The 15777-nt window shown below is 35.7% G+C and carries 17 protein-coding genes; 9 read left to right on the forward strand and 8 right to left on the reverse strand.

Annotated features, from left to right (window positions below):
* Window positions 1-21 precede the first annotated feature (21 nt).
* Window positions 22-939 (reverse strand): hydrogen peroxide-inducible genes activator, encoded by a 918-nt coding sequence (locus Q4496_RS06550; protein ID WP_215971293.1) that lies wholly within the window; start codon window positions 937-939, stop codon window positions 22-24.
* Between the two features lie 318 nt (window positions 940-1257).
* On the opposite strand from Q4496_RS06550, the gene Q4496_RS06555 reads away from it, so the two are divergent.
* Window positions 1258-1536, forward strand: a complete 279-nt coding sequence (locus Q4496_RS06555; RefSeq protein WP_215971294.1) for a peptidylprolyl isomerase — start codon at window positions 1258-1260, stop codon at window positions 1534-1536.
* Window positions 1537-1663: 127 nt separating this feature from the next.
* On the opposite strand, the gene Q4496_RS06560 is transcribed toward Q4496_RS06555, so the two are convergent.
* The 3 genes from Q4496_RS06560 to Q4496_RS06570 form a co-directional block, all read right to left on the reverse strand.
* Window positions 1664-2929, reverse strand: a complete 1266-nt coding sequence (locus tag Q4496_RS06560) for an inorganic phosphate transporter (RefSeq protein WP_215971295.1) — start codon at window positions 2927-2929, stop codon at window positions 1664-1666.
* A 10-nt stretch (window positions 2930-2939) separates the two neighbouring features.
* Window positions 2940-3620 carry a TIGR00153 family protein gene (locus tag Q4496_RS06565; RefSeq protein ID WP_215971296.1) on the reverse strand — a complete coding sequence of 227 codons (681 nt, stop codon included), beginning with the start codon at window positions 3618-3620 and terminating at the stop codon, window positions 2940-2942.
* A 286-nt stretch (window positions 3621-3906) separates the two neighbouring features.
* A complete protein-coding gene (locus Q4496_RS06570) occupies window positions 3907-5352 on the reverse strand; it encodes a coniferyl aldehyde dehydrogenase (RefSeq protein ID WP_303610118.1) in 1446 nt (481 codons plus the stop codon).
* Window positions 5353-5565: 213 nt separating this feature from the next.
* Here Q4496_RS06570 and Q4496_RS06575 point away from each other — a divergent pair, with 213 nt between their 5' ends.
* Entirely contained in the window at window positions 5566-6000 is a 435-nt protein-coding gene (locus tag Q4496_RS06575) for a CBS domain-containing protein (protein WP_303610119.1), read from the forward strand.
* A 46-nt stretch (window positions 6001-6046) separates the two neighbouring features.
* Here the strand turns inward: Q4496_RS06575 and Q4496_RS06580 are convergent, their stop codons facing one another.
* Together Q4496_RS06580 and Q4496_RS06585 are read right to left on the reverse strand one after the other, a co-directional pair.
* On the reverse strand, window positions 6047-7174 hold the full coding sequence (locus tag Q4496_RS06580; protein ID WP_215971299.1) for a PilT/PilU family type 4a pilus ATPase: 1128 nt from the start codon (window positions 7172-7174) through the stop codon (window positions 6047-6049).
* Window positions 7175-7206: 32 nt separating this feature from the next.
* A complete protein-coding gene (locus Q4496_RS06585; protein WP_215971300.1) occupies window positions 7207-8250 on the reverse strand; it encodes a type IV pilus twitching motility protein PilT in 1044 nt (347 codons plus the stop codon).
* A gap of 144 nt (window positions 8251-8394) precedes the next feature.
* Between Q4496_RS06585 and Q4496_RS06590 the strand changes: the two genes are divergently transcribed.
* The 7 genes from Q4496_RS06590 to tadA all read left to right on the forward strand — a co-directional run bounded on the left by Q4496_RS06590 (window position 8395) and on the right by tadA (window position 13805).
* On the forward strand, window positions 8395-9153 hold the full coding sequence (locus tag Q4496_RS06590; RefSeq protein WP_215971301.1) for a YggS family pyridoxal phosphate-dependent enzyme: 759 nt from the start codon (window positions 8395-8397) through the stop codon (window positions 9151-9153).
* A gap of 93 nt (window positions 9154-9246) precedes the next feature.
* Window positions 9247-10065 (forward strand): pyrroline-5-carboxylate reductase, encoded by an 819-nt coding sequence (proC, locus tag Q4496_RS06595; RefSeq protein WP_215971374.1) that lies wholly within the window; start codon window positions 9247-9249, stop codon window positions 10063-10065.
* An 84-nt stretch (window positions 10066-10149) separates the two neighbouring features.
* Window positions 10150-10695 (forward strand): YggT family protein, encoded by a 546-nt coding sequence (locus Q4496_RS06600; RefSeq protein WP_215971302.1) that lies wholly within the window; start codon window positions 10150-10152, stop codon window positions 10693-10695.
* A 174-nt stretch (window positions 10696-10869) separates the two neighbouring features.
* On the forward strand, window positions 10870-11310 hold the full coding sequence (locus Q4496_RS06605) for a DUF4426 domain-containing protein (protein WP_215971303.1): 441 nt from the start codon (window positions 10870-10872) through the stop codon (window positions 11308-11310).
* Window positions 11311-11433: 123 nt separating this feature from the next.
* Window positions 11434-12036, forward strand: a complete 603-nt coding sequence (gene rdgB / locus Q4496_RS06610; protein ID WP_215971304.1) for an RdgB/HAM1 family non-canonical purine NTP pyrophosphatase — start codon at window positions 11434-11436, stop codon at window positions 12034-12036.
* 42 nt (window positions 12037-12078) lie between these two features.
* Window positions 12079-13299, forward strand: coding sequence for a radical SAM family heme chaperone HemW (gene hemW, locus Q4496_RS06615; RefSeq protein ID WP_303610120.1), 1221 nt, complete (start codon window positions 12079-12081; stop codon window positions 13297-13299).
* Entirely contained in the window at window positions 13299-13805 is a 507-nt protein-coding gene (gene tadA / locus Q4496_RS06620) for a tRNA adenosine(34) deaminase TadA (protein ID WP_215971305.1), read from the forward strand. The genes hemW and tadA overlap by 1 nt, the downstream gene beginning before the upstream one ends.
* A 31-nt stretch (window positions 13806-13836) precedes the next feature.
* Here the strand turns inward: tadA and Q4496_RS06625 are convergent, their stop codons facing one another.
* Entirely contained in the window at window positions 13837-13971 is a 135-nt protein-coding gene (locus tag Q4496_RS06625) for a hypothetical protein (RefSeq protein ID WP_289847510.1), read from the reverse strand.
* 214 nt (window positions 13972-14185) lie between these two features.
* On the reverse strand, window positions 14186-15676 hold the full coding sequence (mltF, locus tag Q4496_RS06630; protein WP_215971306.1) for a membrane-bound lytic murein transglycosylase MltF: 1491 nt from the start codon (window positions 15674-15676) through the stop codon (window positions 14186-14188).
* Window positions 15677-15777 lie beyond the last annotated feature (101 nt).

Consider the following 15777-nt stretch of genomic DNA (forward strand, 5'->3'; position numbering starts at 1 on the left):
AGTATTACATGATATTGCTACTCACTTATTAAGTAAGTCAGATATTAACTCGCCTAAAGCCAAGAAAGACTGTTCTCTCATACTTGCTTTTCGCCATATCATGCCTATTTCTCGATAAACATCATCTTCTATTGGTTTTATAGTTAATCCTTCTAATTTACCAACGCCTTTTTCTACCGCCATTTGAGGGAGAAATGTTATGCCATGATGAAAAACCGTCATCTGAACCAAAGTTGCTAAGCTTGACGCTGAAAAACTGTTAATGCGACTGTAATCAGCTAGTTGACAGGCGGCAACGGTATGCTCTGTTAAACAATGTTCTTTTTTTAGTAAAAATATACTCTTTTGGGGCAAACTATCGTAATTTCGAGAATTTAACATACTAGCCACCAGATTTTTTTCACCTGCAATATAGAATTTATCTCTACCTAATATTCGCATTGAAAAGTTATGCTTGGGCATAGGAAAAGCTAAAATAGCACAATCAATCTCTCCTTGCTCTAGCTGTACCATTAAGTTATCAGTCGTATCTTCACACAAATAAAGCTCAAGTTTTGGCAATTGCTGTTGACACAACAAAACTAAATCTGTCAATAAGAAAGGGGCTATCGTCGGTATACAACCTATTCGGATGCTCCCTTCGTTTTGGCTTTCTTGTTGCTTAGCAAAAGTAACAAATTCATTAGCATTTAATAATAATTGCTTTGCAAGTAAAACGACTTGCTTACCATGGCTAGTAAACACAAAGCTCTTATGATCGCGCTCTAATAATTGACATGAAAGTTGCTCTTCTAACTTTAAAATAGCACTGCTTAGGGTTGATTGACTCACAAATGAAGCTTGAGCAGCTTTATTAAAGTGTTTGTGTTTATCAAGTGCCAGTAAGTAATTTAAATGTTTAAGATTAGGCAACTTATTATTGAAGATATTATTTTCCATAGACAACGATTATATGATTTAAGCCTTGGCTTTATATTATACCAATTTCAATAATCAATAAATTACTCTCCTCTTATACTTAACGAAATGCAGTGAGATGATATTGCGCTAAATTATATTAATCCATTATTGCTTTAATGTATTAACTTTCCTTGCTCTATTTTTTCTGCACACAGCAAGCTCTCTAATTAAATAAAGCAGGTGTCAGCCGCTCTAATTTGACACAAGAATAAATCGATACACCCGCTTTAAATCTATGACTAGATACGTTATTGTTAGTGAAATTAATTCTCACTATAGTTATAAATAGGAAAAAGCATGTCTCAAGCAGCAGCACGTCATTTATTGGTTGATACCGAAGAACAATGTTTAGCATTAAAAGCCGATATTGAAAATGGAAAGGATTTTGCAGAAGTAGCACAAGAGCACTCAAATTGCCCATCTAAAGCACAAGGTGGCAGCTTAGGAACTTTTGGTCCAGGACAAATGGTTCCTGAGTTTGACAAAGTGGTCTTTTCTGCTCCACTTAATGAAGTTCAAGGTCCTGTAAAAACTCAATTTGGATATCATTTACTTGAAGTTACTGAACGTAGCTAGTAAACATAATCTGACTTTTCCCCATTTGGTATTATATTAGATTATCATCTACAAACCACAAAAAAAGCCGCATCAATAAATGCGGCTTTTTTATTACTATTATTGAGCTATCGATTAACTCAAGATATTAAGCAAATATCCCTTTCATCATCCAGAAGAATATAATGGATAATGCTGCGCCTACAGGCAATGTAATTACCCAAGAAATAACAATATTACGTACTACACCTAAATTAATTGCTGCAATACCACGTGCCATTCCAACACCTAATACCGCACCTACTAAAGTTTGAGTAGTCGAAATAGGTAAACCTGCTCCTGAAGCGATAACGACAGTACATGCTGCAGCTAATTCAGCAGCAAAGCCACGACTTGGTGTTAAATGCGTAATGCCTTGACCAATAGTTGCAATAACTTTATGACCAAAGATAGCTAGGCCAGCAACAATACCAAAACCACCCAATGGTAATATCCACCAAGCTATTGCTGATTTAGCTGAAATTGCACCGTCATTATCAACAATACTAACAACCGCAGCTAATGGACCAATAGCGTTAGCAACATCATTCGAACCATGAGCAAAGGCCATACAACAAGCTGTAACAATCATTAATACAGCAAATACTTTCTCTACATTGGCGTAATGTGTTTTAAGCTCTGCAGATTCATCAAACTTAATTCGACTAATGAAATATTTACCAATTAAAGCGACAACAACAGAAGTAATACCAGCATAAATAAAGGCATCACCCGTATCTATATGTAAATTTAAGTGTTTTAAACCTTTGGTAATTGTCACTAGCGCAAGAACAAAACCAGCAAAAAACATATACATTGGTACCCAACGCTTAGCTTGTACCAACGGTTTATCTGTATCAAAAATCAGCTTTTGAGCACTGTTAAAGATAATAAATGCGATAACACCAGAGATTAATGGGGTTATTACCCAACTGCCTACAATACCAAGCACTTTAGACCAAGTAACAGCATCAACACTCACGCCCATAGCAGCAAAACCTACAATAGCGCCAACAATAGAATGTGTTGTAGATACAGGCCAACCTAAAGCAGATGCAATAAGTAACCAAGTTGCCGCAGCAAATAGCGCTGAAATCATCCCAAAGACGAGTAATTCAGGTGAATCTATAAAAAAGCTAGCGTCAATAATCCCTTTACGAATCGTTGAGGTAACTTCGCCACCCGCTAAATAAGCACCGGCAAATTCAAAGACCATAGCAATAATAATTGCTTGCTTAATAGTTAACGCTTTTGAGCCAACTGAGGTACCCATCGCATTTGCTACGTCGTTAGCACCGATACCCCACGCCATAAACAAACCAACAATAGCGGCGATCATGACTAAAATAGAGCCTGAATTTTGTATAATTTCCATCGGTTAAACCCTATTTTCTAGCTAAAAGAATTTCTAAACGTGCGCCTACACGTTCAGCAAGATCAGCTAAATCACCAACCCAATCAAAAATTTGATATAAAAATATTACATCAACGGGATTTAACTCACTTTCTAAAGCAAGTAAATCTTTACGCAACACGATTTGCATGTTGTCAGTATCTTTTTCAATTTCGTCTAGTTGATTTATCATTTTTTCAACTAACTCTACTTCGCGTCCACGAAAGCCAGTTTCTAATAAATCATCTAATTCACTAATCGCTTCAGCTGCTTTTTCAGTTGCTTCAATACAGCGTGCTAAATAAGCATCAAATTGTGTGTGCAAACTTTCAGGAATCTCTAACTTTCTACCGAGAATACGCCCCGAAATATCTTTAGCTTTATTCGCTATTTTATCTTGCTGACTAAGTAGCTCAAGCAAATCAGCTCGATCTACCGGCATAAATAAACCACCTGGCAGCTCTAATCGTAATTGTCGTTTCAATACGTCAGCATCTTGCTCTAATTTAGATAACTTGCGACGAACCTTGGCTGCTTCACTCCAGTTTTGTTCGCTACAAGCGTTAAAAAATGGAATAAGTTGATTGCTACATTTAACAACCAATTTGATATGTTTTACTAATGGTTTAATTGGGGACTTTGCAAAAACACCCAATATAGAATTGCTGGCCATGATATTTTCCAGTTATTATTTTCGTTGTAAATCAATTAATGTTGATCATACCGTATTTATTTAACTAAGTTAAACTTTCCTACACTACCAATTTGATTAAATTTGAGTGGAGAATAACTTAATCAAGTTGACATAATACAGTGAAATCGACCTATATACGCTTAATTTATTTTAGCTTCGCAGAGTATATGACACTTATGTGACATTTTTATTACAGGGGTAAAACTGATAGTTTATTATAAAATAATGTAGAGCGTTTTACCTTCTCATTAATAAAAGGAGAGTATTATTTTAAAAATAGTTTATAAATAAGTTTATGAACTAATTTATTATAGGGAGGAAATGCAGTAGATGCCGTATTTATTTTACCTTTTTTAAAGACTGATTTTGCTTTGGAAAAAGTTAAAAAACCTTCATGGCCATGATAATGGCCCATACCTGAGGGGCCTATGCCACCAAATGGCATATCATCTTGAGCCACATGCATTGCTGCATCATTTAAACAAACACCGCCAGCATGTGTTTTTTCAAGTACCATTTGCTGAATATCAGTATTATGACTACATAAATATAAAGCCAGTGGACGAGGCCTAGCATTTACATAAGCAATCGCATCATCTATATCCTTATAACTAACGATAGGTAAAATAGGCCCAAAAATTTCTTCCTGCATTAACAGCATTTTGTCATTTACATTATTAACTAACGTTAATGGAATTTTACCTGCCGACAAACAATCTTGCAGATTGTCATTACCTAATGGCGTTAAAATAGCTCCTTTAGCTCTTGCATCTTCTAGCCATTGGTTCAATCGCTGTAACTGCATATCATTAATTATTGCACCATAATCGTTATTATCAGCCACACTAGGGTACATTTTTATAAATTGTTTGCTTATCGCATGCTTTAATTCATCAACTCGTCGCTCAGGGCAAAGAAGATAATCAGGTGCGACACAGGTTTGTCCTGCGTTAAGCGTTTTAGCTAAAATAAAACGGGAGACAGCATCGTTAATCTCAATTTCATCATCAATAATTGTTGGTGATTTACCGCCTAACTCTAAAGTAACTGGCGTTAAATTTTTAGCTGCTGCTGCCATAACAACTTTACCAACACGGGTTGACCCAGTAAAAATCAAATGATCAAAAGGTTGTTCAGAAAAGTGAGAGGCAACATCAGAGCCACCATTAATTACAGCCACTTTATCGTTTGAGAATATACTCAACAGCATTTCTTTTACTACATCATTTGTAGCAGGTGTAAATTCAGACATTTTAATCATCGCTCTATTCCCAGCAGCAAGTGCGGTGGTCAAAGGGCCAAGCGATAAAAATAATGGATAGTTCCACGGTGTAATAATGCCAACAACCCCTAACGGCTGATACATAACAAAAGCTTTCGCAGGTTGAAAAAGTAACCCCACATGACGTTTTGATGGTTTCATCCATTTTTTAATATGTTTAATAGCATAATTAATACCCATAATTGTAGGCATTAAATCAGCCATTTTACTATCGTCAATACTACGGCAGCCAAAATCCTTTGACAGGGCTTGAAGTAAAGCCTCTTGAGAGCTAAGAATAGCTGATTTTAATTTAACTAAATCATCTATACGTGCTTGTGCAGAAAGGTAAGGGTCATTTACAAAGGCTTTTTTTTGCATTAATAACACATTATCAATTTGACTAATTTCTTGTTGATCGTCTAATGCACTATATAAATTTTTCGCCATTATTAATTGCCTCTATGATTCGGAAATGCTGCGTTTTAGAATACATAGTATAGCGATAACAGCTGTTGCTATACTTGTTAAAAAATAGATAATTAACATTTTTATTTTATTAAACCATCTAAGCATACAATTTTATATAAGGCGATAGTTTTCATGGAAAATTATCTATTGCTATACTCACCATTATGGAATCATTAAAAGTAGAATAAACATATGAAAATTGAAAAGTTAATGAACCGCAGTTTACTTACCCTTTCTATGGACTCTCCATTAAGTAAGGCCAAGGATCTTTTTGAAAATAACAACGTACATCACGCTATTATTACTGACGAGAATGGTTTATTAGCCGGTGTAATTACAGATAGAGATTTATATAAACATCTAAGCCCAACGGTTGGCACGAGCCATGAAACCTTCAGAGATACCGCTTTAATGCAAAAAAAGCTGCATTTAATAATGGCTCGCAATTTAATTACCATTCAAGCACAACAATCACTAAACGAAGCAGTCTTACTTTTATATGATAATAATGTGTCCTGCTTACCAGTAGTCAATAACCAAAATGAACCAATAGGAATTATTACTTGGCGAGATTTATTAAAAATATTAGCATTGAGATATAAAGAGAAATTAGCAGCTAACATTTAATAATTTAAAACTATTAAAAATTAGCAACTAAAATATAGTAAAGCGGTTAGTCAGTATAGTCGTCAAGCCCATCAAGTGTTACACCTGCGAGCCCTCCGGTACCACTTTGATCGTTACTTCGTAGTTTAATCATTAAACGTAAATCATTTGGAGAATCAGCATGATGAAGCGCATCAGCATAAGTAATTAAGCCTTCGTCATATAAATTAAATAATGCTTGGTCAAAGGTTTGCATACCTTGTTCATTTGATTTTTTCATGACATCTTTGAGGCTACCAACATCCCCTTTTTTAATAAGCTCTGATACATAAGGCGAGTTTAATAAAATTTCAATCGCAGCAACCCGGCCATTACCATCTTGAGTTGGCACCAATTGCTGAGCAATAATCCCCCTAAGATTCAATGCTAAATCAAATAATAATTTACCATGCTGATCAGCGGGTACTAAATGCATAATACGATCGATTGCTTGGTTTGCATTGTTAGCATGTAAAGTAGCAATACATAAATGACCTGTTTCTGCAAAACTTAATGCATGTTCCATGATTTCTTTACTACGAATCTCACCAATCAGAATAACATCAGGCGCTTGTCGTAAAGAGCTTTTCAAAGCAGCATCAAATGATTCGGTATCCAAGCCGACTTCACGCTGAGTTATCATACTTTTACCATGTTCATGAACAAATTCCACTGGATCTTCAATGGTAAGAATATGCCCACGTGCATTACGATTTCGATAACCAATTAATGATGCCATTGACGTTGATTTACCAGTACCTGTACCACCAACAAAAAGCACTAAGCCACGTTTTGACATCACAACATCTTTCAGCACAGACGGTAATCCAAGTTCATCGGCATCAGGTATTTCGGTAACGATACGACGAACAACCATACCTGCCATATCACGCTGCCAAAAAGCAGAAATACGAAAACGTCCTATTCCATCAATTGAAATGGCAAAATTACATTCTTTTTCTTCATCAAATTGACGAATCTGTTTTTCATTCATCGCGTTATGCACTAAAGCTAATGCATCTTTTGCAGTTAAAACCTGATCATCAATAGGCTGTAACTCACCATTAATTTTTGCACTAACAGGTAACTTTGCGGTAACGAACATATCGGAAGCTTGTGCAGCAACCATTTTTTCTAATAACTGATGAAAAGCCATTAATTATTCCTATCTTATTAATTACACATAATTTAAAAGCTTCTGAACTGATTTTTATCAACGGCTTTTTCCATAGCCGAGCCTTTAGTAATAATGCCTCGACTAACTAAATTTTGTAAGCACTGATCCATGGTTTGCATACCATTCGACATACCCGTTTGAATTGATGAATACATTTGTGCAATTTTATCTTCACGAATTAAATTACGAATAGCTGGCGTACCAATCATAATCTCATGAGCGGCGACACGACCACCGCCCACTTTTTTAATTAACGTTTGAGAAATAACGGCTCTAAGAGACTCTGATAACATGGAGCGTACCATCGCTTTTTCCGCTGCCGGAAAAACATCAATAATACGATCAATCGTTTTAGGAGCAGACGTTGTATGAAGGGTACCAAAAACCAAGTGCCCTGTTTCAGCGGCAGTCATGGCAAGACGAATAGTTTCTAAATCACGCATTTCACCGACAAGAATAACATCTGGATCTTCACGTAAAGCTGAACGTAATGCTGCCTCAAAACTTAATGTATCACGATGTACTTCACGCTGATTAATCAAACACATTTTATTTTCATGTACAAATTCTATTGGATCTTCGATAGTTAAAATATGATCATTTTTCGAATCATTAATATAATCAACCATTGCCGCTAACGTTGTCGATTTACCTGAGCCTGTAGGACCTGTAACCAAAACTAAACCACGCGGCGTATCAGAGATATCCCTAAAAATATCAGGGCAACCTAAATCATCAAGAGATAATATTGTACTCGGGATAGTACGAAATACCGCTGCAGGCCCCCTATTTTGATTAAAAGCATTAACCCTAAAACGAGCCAAATTAGGCACTTCAAAGGAGAAATCCACTTCTAACTTTTCTTCATATTCTTTACGTTGACGATCATTCATAATGTCGTAGACTAATGCGTTAACATCTTTAGCGTCAAAAGCGGGTATATTAAGTTTACGAACATCACCATCAACACGAATCAAAGGCGGTGACCCGGTCGATAAGTGTAAATCTGATGCTTCATGTTGCACACTAAAGGCAAGTAGTTCAGTAATATCCATAAAAAACCTCGGTGGTATTATTTATCAAAATATAGATGGTAAAAGTATCACAGTCCAAAATAGCGATCGTTAGTATTTTATACCAATCTCACAAACTGTTATTATCAATAAAAATATATCAGTCAAATGCTACTAACTAACATAATGAATAAAATTAACGAAAATATCCAAAAAATAAAATCAAAAATAGATCAGGCTTACCATGCAAGTTCTCGTGTTAATTTTCATCATCACGCGGATATTACCTCTAAGCAAGAAAATCTGTCATATTCCGATAGTAGACAAAATCCTATAACTTTGCTTGCCGTAAGTAAAACTAAACCTATAGCAGCAATAGAACAAGCTTACTTAGCTGGACAGCGTGATTTTGGTGAAAACTATTTACAAGAGGCAGTAGAGAAAATCACTAAACTGTCACATTTATCTAATATTTGCTGGCATTTTATTGGCCCTATTCAATCGAATAAAACCAAGCTTATCGCTCAAAACTTCAACTGGGTTCACAGTGTAGATAGAGCCAAAATAGCATTACGCTTAAATGAACATTTAAATGATTTAAATCAGCAAGTTCCTTGCAAAGATAACGCGCTAAACATTTGTTTACAAGTCAATATTAGTGAAGAGGCATCGAAATCTGGCATTATGATAGATGAAGTATTTTCTTTGGCTGAAGTCGTTAATAATTGTGATAAACTCACCTTACGAGGATTAATGGCCATTCCAGAGAAAAATGCTGGAGAAACAAGTTATGTAAAAATGCAGCACTTGTTTAACAAATTACAGGCCCAATATCCTACTGTAGATACGCTATCCATGGGAATGTCGAACGATTTAACGTTGGCTATTACACATGGTTCCACTATGGTCAGAATTGGTACGGCCATTTTTGGAGAGAGAAGTTAAATATAAGTCAGTACTTCCTCTGAAGAAAGTACCCTAAAAAAGTACTCTGACACAAGTAACCTAACAAAACGTATTCGCACAAAAAGGTAGATAATTTTCATGAATAAAATAGCATTTATTGGCGCAGGTAATATGGCCCGTGCAATCATTGTAGGGCTAATAAGCTCAGGTGTTGCAGCAAAAAACATTATGGTTGCCAATCCGTCTCCTGAGAAAAGAGTACAGCTAGCTAACGAGTTTGGCGTACAACATACCAGTGATAATATCGAAGCGGCAACTTTTGCTGATATTATCGTATTAAGTGTAAAACCACATTTTATTTGTGATGTTTGTGAGCAACTTAGTAGTGCATTAGATATATCAAATAAATTGTTTATTTCTGTAGCTGCGGGTACAACAGTTGCTCAAATTCAACAGGCACTTCATTGTAATGCCGCCCTTGTTCGCGTTATGCCAAACACACCATCACAATTAGGTTTAGGCATGAGTGGCATGTTTGCTTCAAATGAAGTCAGTAAAGAACAAAAAGCTGCAAGTGATAAGTTGATGTCTGCTGTTGGTAAAGTGATCTGGCTCCCAACTGAGGATAAAATAAATGATGTTATTGCTGTGGCAGGCTCTGCACCCGCTTATTTTTTCTTGTTTATGGAAGCAATGGAAAAACACGCACAAACGCTAGGCTTTAGCGCAGAAGAAAGCAGAATGTTAGTACAACAAACTGCACTTGGTGCAGCACAAATGGTAGAGCATAGCAGTGCAGCAATTAGTACACTACGAGAAAATGTCACTTCAAAAGGCGGCACGACCTTTGCTGCTCTTGAGCAGTTTAGAGCAGACGGTATTGAAGAAATGGTCGGTAATGCAATGAATGCCGCAATAGCCCGAGCTGAAGAAATGGCAAAAGGCAACTAACATTTCAAGTAACAAATAGAGTGTAGATTACAATAAATACAATAGCAGTATACTAAGAGATTATATTGCTACTTAGGAGAAAATATGGAAGCAATTACATACTTATTAAGATTCGCTTTTGATGCCTTATTAATAATTTTGATCATGAGAGTTTGGCTGCAATGGGTAAAAGCTGATTTTTATAATCCTTTAAGTCAGTTCGTTGTAAAAGTGAGTAATCCTTTGGTTGTGCCGGTACGCCGTATTGTACCTGGATTAGGTGGGATAGATTTAGCCACAATATTAATTGCATATGCTGTCGCCACTTTAAAGTTTTTTACCTTAGCAGCCATAACAGGTCAAAGCTTAGGTTTATTAGCTTTTTATATCGGTTTGTTAGTGCTGTTAAAACAAGCGGGCTTTTTATTGTTTATGATAATGATTATTATGGCGGTAATGAGTTGGGTTGTTCAAGGTTATAACCCTACCCTAGCAGTATTCCATCAACTCACTGAACCATTTTTAAACCCTATTAGACGTATTATTCCTAATTTAGGTGGTTTAGATTTATCTATGATTGTTGCCTTTTTAGCGATGAATGTTATCAATATTCTCCTGTCAGGATCTTTACCCTACTGGGGAGCTTTATAACGCAAAATAGAGGTTCAGAGAGGCGTGGATATTATACTCATAAACATCTTAAATATAAACTTGAGGTGAGATAACTAGCACCGCCCATTTGAATTAATATAAAAAATAAAAAGTCTGTTTTATTACTATCTATTTAGAGCCGGCTATTTTTAAACCAACAAATCAGGAAATAATATGAATAATCTAATCGTTAAATTATTATTGGCGTTCACGATAAGCTTATTAGTTATATCGAGTGCTAACGCCGAAAACATGAAACCATTAGGCTCAATGAACGTTCATTACATGGCAATCGGTTCAACCTTTTTTACGCCTGAAATAGCTAAAGCTTACGGTATAACGCGTAGTCGCTATAATGGATTAGTTAATATTTCAGTACTTGATAATACAAAGGCAGGTCACCCAGCTAAAACGGTTAGTATTATTGGCCAAGCAAAAAATAATTTGGGCCAATTTAAAAACTTAGCGTTTGAAGAAGTAAAAGAAGGTGATGCTATCTATTATTTAGCGCAAGTTAGCTATAACGATGAAGAAACATTGCATTTCACCTTGGAAATTAATGACGGTAAAGAACAGCAGACATTAACGTTTTCCCAAAAATTTTATGTTGATTAAATCTATACCAAAAGAGAAGGTATAAAGGGCTTAGGGTCATAACCTTGAGAATATAACCTAGTACCGCTCTCTTTTTTCCCGTATTATTGCCGACAATTATTCATTTATATAGTCCTGTCATTTATGCCTACAATAGTTTTAGCCACTGGCAACCAAGGTAAAGTTAAAGAGTTAGCTAGCCTGCTTAGTAAATATCAAATAGAAATAGTACCGCAAAGTAATTTTAATGTGCCAGACATTGCAGAAACAGGTACAACTTTCGTTGAAAATGCCATTATCAAAGCGCGCCATGCAGCTAAAATAACAGGATTACCTGCTATTGCTGATGATTCAGGTTTAGAAGTTGATGCGTTAAATGGCGCTCCTGGTGTTTATTCTGCCCGTTATGCGAGTGATATTGTTGGTGATCACGTCACTGACAATGACAATATGAGCAAGCTTCTTAATGCATTAAAAGATACGCCTACTGAACAACGCAAAGCACGCTTCCATTGTGTATTGGTATATATGAAACATGAAAATGACCCTACCCCCATTATTTGTCATGGTATTTGGCAAGGTAGTATTAGCCACGAAAAAAAAGGCGAGCAAGGTTTTGGTTATGATCCTATTTTTTGGCAAGAAGACTTACAATTGTCCTCAGCACAATTACCCCGTGAAGTGAAAAATAAGCTAAGTCATCGTGGTCAAGCTTTAGCACAACTGATAAAAAAATTAGCCAAGTAATTATAAAAACAATTTATTTGGCTTGTAACATAGAAATTAATAGTGAGTACTAACTTGTTAACAACACCACCGCTTTCTTTATATATTCACATACCATGGTGTGTTGAAAAGTGTCCTTATTGTGATTTTAATTCCCATGCACTTAAATCAAAAATACCTGAACAAGATTATGTACAGGCTTTGATCGCTGATTTAGATGCAGATATTGAGCGATTTAATTTACAAAAAAGACCACTACATTCTATTTTTATTGGTGGCGGAACACCTAGTTTATTTTCAGCGCAATCGATTGAAAGTTTACTGCAACAAGTATTTTCACGATTTATTAATGGTGCATTACAAAGCGCTGCACCAGAAGAATTGATAGAAGTTACACTAGAAGCAAACCCAGGTACTGTAGAAGCAGATAAATTTATTGGCTTTGCCAAGGCAGGGGTTACTCGCTTGTCTATTGGCGTACAAAGTTTTGAATCAGAAAAATTAGTCAAACTTGGTAGAATTCATAATGTTGACCAAGCAAAGCAAGCTGCACAACTTGCTACAAATTCTGGTGTTCAAAGCTTTAATTTAGATTTAATGCACGGCTTACCTAATCAAAGTATCGAAAATGCTCTAGACGATTTAAAAACGGCGATTAACCTTAAGCCCGATCACCTTTCTTGGTATCAATTAACTATTGAGCCTAATACAGCTTTTTATTCTAAACCACCAAAACTACCGCAAGATGAAACCTTATGGAATATTCAAGACAAAGGCTTCAAATTACTAACTGAGGCTGGTTATAAGCAATACGAAATATCAGCTTTTAGTTTAAAGCCGACGGAAAAAGACAATAAAAACAGCAAGCAATGCCAACATAATCTAAATTACTGGCGCTTTGGTGATTACCTTGGGATAGGTTGTGGTGCTCACGGTAAAATTACCAATGTTGAGTCAAACATTATTCAACGAACAGTAAAAGTAAAGCATCCTAAAGGGTACCTAGATTCAACTCGAGATCCACTAGATCACTTAACTACTGTCTCTCATGAAGAGTTACCATTTGAGTATATGATGAACCAATTAAGATTATCTTCCCCTTTTACACTCAGCCATTATCAACAACGAACGGGGTTAGCTTCAACCACTATATTACCAATATTACAACAGGCACAAACTAAACTATTAATGGAATGCCTTGATACTCCCCCTAATCAAGAAACATGGCAGGTAACAGCGCTTGGACATAGATATTTAAATGATTTACTGGAGCTTTTTCTTTAATGACCACTGACAATGATCTAACTTTTATGCAACGAGCATATGAACTCGCCCAACAAGCAGAGCAACATAATGAAATTCCTGTTGGTGCCGTCGTTGTCTATCAAGGAGATATTATCGGTGAAGGCTTTAATCAATCTATATTACGTAATGATCCCTCTGCTCATGCTGAGATGATCGCAATCCGCCAAGCAGGAAAATACCTTAATAATTATCGACTATTGAACTGCACTTTGTATGTAACGCTTGAACCTTGTCCTATGTGTGCAGGTTTATTGGTACATAGTAGAATTCAGCGTTTAGTGTATGCAAGCCCCGACTTAAAAACAGGCGCTGCTGGAAGTATTTTCAATCTGGTAGGAACATCGCAACTAAACCATCAAATAGAGGTAGATGGTGGGATTATGGTTGAGCAATGTAGTGAATTATTATCAGGCTTTTTTAAACGCAGACGTAGTGAAAAGAAATTAGCTAAGAAAGCATTAAAGCTTACATCAGAGTTTAAATAATTTATTACTTACCATAGTAAAAACAAAAGAATTAATTTTCTTTTGTTTGTTGTGCTGACTCTTGATTCACAACTTGATTGAAGAAAAATTGACGTCGTGAGTTTACTTTATGATGTTGTACTTTTAAATGTTTCTTTCTTGCAGTTGCTTGTCTTCTATTTTTCATTTTATTCTCTCTTGTATTAGTAGTTAAAATTAATTCGCACACATTATTGTCGATAAATATGACACGAATATGACAAAATACAAGTTAATTAAATTGTTCTAAGTAGTCGCTATTGCTGGATTTCGCATGTATCTAAATATGGAATCAGCTAATATCAGCAAAGAATAAGGCAAAGGATTAAATTAAAAAAAATAATACCATCGAAACAACACTTTTATTCAGCTGCTTCTTCTTCTAAACTTTTTTCTGCGGCGTCCATTGCTTCAACTTCTTCAATGGCTTTCTCAATAGCTTCTTTTGACTTGTCATCTAGCCAAGTTAGCGTATCGTAGTAACGGCGAATATTATCAACATAATGCACCGGCTCAGTTCCTCGAGCGTAACCATATTTTGTATTTTTATAATATTTCTTTTGTTGTAATAATGGTAAGCGAGCTTTTACTTCTACCCAGCGATCAGGATCACCGCCTTGTTGCTGTGTAATAATACGTGCATCATTTAAATGGCCAAAACCAACATTATAAGACGCTAACGCAAACCAAATACGATCTGGATTTGGAATTCGATCAGGCATTTTAGCTATCATGCGCTTGAAATATTTACTTCCACCACGAATACTTTGTTCTGGATCTAAACGACTTTTGATCCCCATTTGTTTAGCCGTAGCTAACGTTAACATCATCATACCTCTTACACCGGTATGTGAACGAGCATGTGGCTTCCAATGCGATTCTTGATAACTAATTGCTGCCAGTAATCGCCAATCGATATCTTGACTATATTTTTGAAAAATATTTTGATATTCAGGTAATCTAGTTTTCACAGCCTTAATAAAAGTGCGTGTTTCTACGTAATTGAACTGCTCAATATGTCCATAGTATTTATCATCTAGCGCCAGCAAAGAACCATTGTGATGAACTTGACCAAAAAACTCGACTAAACTTGCTAAAATAGCGTCGTCAGTAGTTTTATTTACCATCCATGCTAAAGGCTCTGTTTCTTGAATAGTAAAACCGATACTAATTTCAGGATAATAGCGACGACTTGACGCCAGCGTATTACTGTCAACAATGGTATAATCTATTTCATCATTAAGTAATTTAGCCAATAACTCTTCACCGTCAAAATCACTTGTTTCAATCCATTTAAGATCAGGATGAATTTGTTTAAGTTTATTTAAACTTTCTACATGGCTAGAGCTAGCTGTCACCATTAAAGTTCCTGTCAAATCGCTTACTTCTCTAGGTCTTACATTACCTTGTTTAAAGACCAATTTTTGACTGACATTTGTATAGCTCGGGGCAAAATCAAAATCAAGCAAACGCTTTTCTGTTACTGCTAAGCCAGCAGCCAGCAGATCAACTTCTCCAGAATTTAGCTTAGCAAAGAGTTCATCCAAAGAGTAACTTGGTACAATTTTTAACGAGACATTTAAATAATCAGCATACTGTTTTGCCAATTCATATTCAAATCCTGCGTAGGCATCCATCTCCATGCCATTACCTTGAATATCATTACCTTGCGCATAAAAACTATTGGCACCATATAAAGTACCAATCGTGATATAACCACGCTCAATAATACGTTCAAAGGTTACTTTTTGATTTTTTTCACTACAAGAAACAAGCGCCCCAAGTAATAGAAAAGTAATAAATACCTTTTGTATTATTAATGACTTTTTTGAGTGACAATTTATAAATTTCATAGTGTAATTGTGTCGTGTATTTCCTTGTTAGCCAAGCTCTTTTTTTAAAAGTTAAATTTTCATACAAACAGAAGCTTTTAACGCTTACTAAAAGTTGAGTT

The organism is Colwellia sp. 5_MG-2023 (assembly GCF_030547795.1).
GTDB lineage: Bacteria > Pseudomonadota > Gammaproteobacteria > Enterobacterales > Alteromonadaceae > Colwellia.

Bases quoted from the DNA above. Each gene is read 5' to 3' on its own strand.
- Q4496_RS06585 (WP_215971300.1), bottom strand. From the start codon at position 8,250: ATGGATATTACTGAACTACTTGCCTTTAGTGTGCAACATGAAGCATCA.
- mltF (WP_215971306.1), bottom strand. From the start codon at position 15,676: ATGAAATTTATAAATTGTCACTCAAAAAAGTCATTAATAATACAAAAG.
- tadA (WP_215971305.1), top strand. From the start codon at position 13,299: ATGACCACTGACAATGATCTAACTTTTATGCAACGAGCATATGAACTC.
- Q4496_RS06605 (WP_215971303.1), top strand. From the start codon at position 10,870: ATGAATAATCTAATCGTTAAATTATTATTGGCGTTCACGATAAGCTTA.
- Q4496_RS06600 (WP_215971302.1), top strand. From the start codon at position 10,150: ATGGAAGCAATTACATACTTATTAAGATTCGCTTTTGATGCCTTATTA.
- Q4496_RS06575 (WP_303610119.1), top strand. From the start codon at position 5,566: ATGAAAATTGAAAAGTTAATGAACCGCAGTTTACTTACCCTTTCTATG.
- rdgB (WP_215971304.1), top strand. From the start codon at position 11,434: ATGCCTACAATAGTTTTAGCCACTGGCAACCAAGGTAAAGTTAAAGAG.
- Q4496_RS06625 (WP_289847510.1), bottom strand. From the start codon at position 13,971: ATGAAAAATAGAAGACAAGCAACTGCAAGAAAGAAACATTTAAAAGTA.
- Q4496_RS06550 (WP_215971293.1), bottom strand. From the start codon at position 939: ATGGAAAATAATATCTTCAATAATAAGTTGCCTAATCTTAAACATTTA.
- Q4496_RS06580 (WP_215971299.1), bottom strand. From the start codon at position 7,174: ATGGCTTTTCATCAGTTATTAGAAAAAATGGTTGCTGCACAAGCTTCC.
- Q4496_RS06555 (WP_215971294.1), top strand. From the start codon at position 1,258: ATGTCTCAAGCAGCAGCACGTCATTTATTGGTTGATACCGAAGAACAA.
- Q4496_RS06570 (WP_303610118.1), bottom strand. From the start codon at position 5,352: ATGGCGAAAAATTTATATAGTGCATTAGACGATCAACAAGAAATTAGT.
- Q4496_RS06565 (WP_215971296.1), bottom strand. From the start codon at position 3,620: ATGGCCAGCAATTCTATATTGGGTGTTTTTGCAAAGTCCCCAATTAAA.
- Q4496_RS06560 (WP_215971295.1), bottom strand. From the start codon at position 2,929: ATGGAAATTATACAAAATTCAGGCTCTATTTTAGTCATGATCGCCGCT.
- Q4496_RS06590 (WP_215971301.1), top strand. From the start codon at position 8,395: ATGAATAAAATTAACGAAAATATCCAAAAAATAAAATCAAAAATAGAT.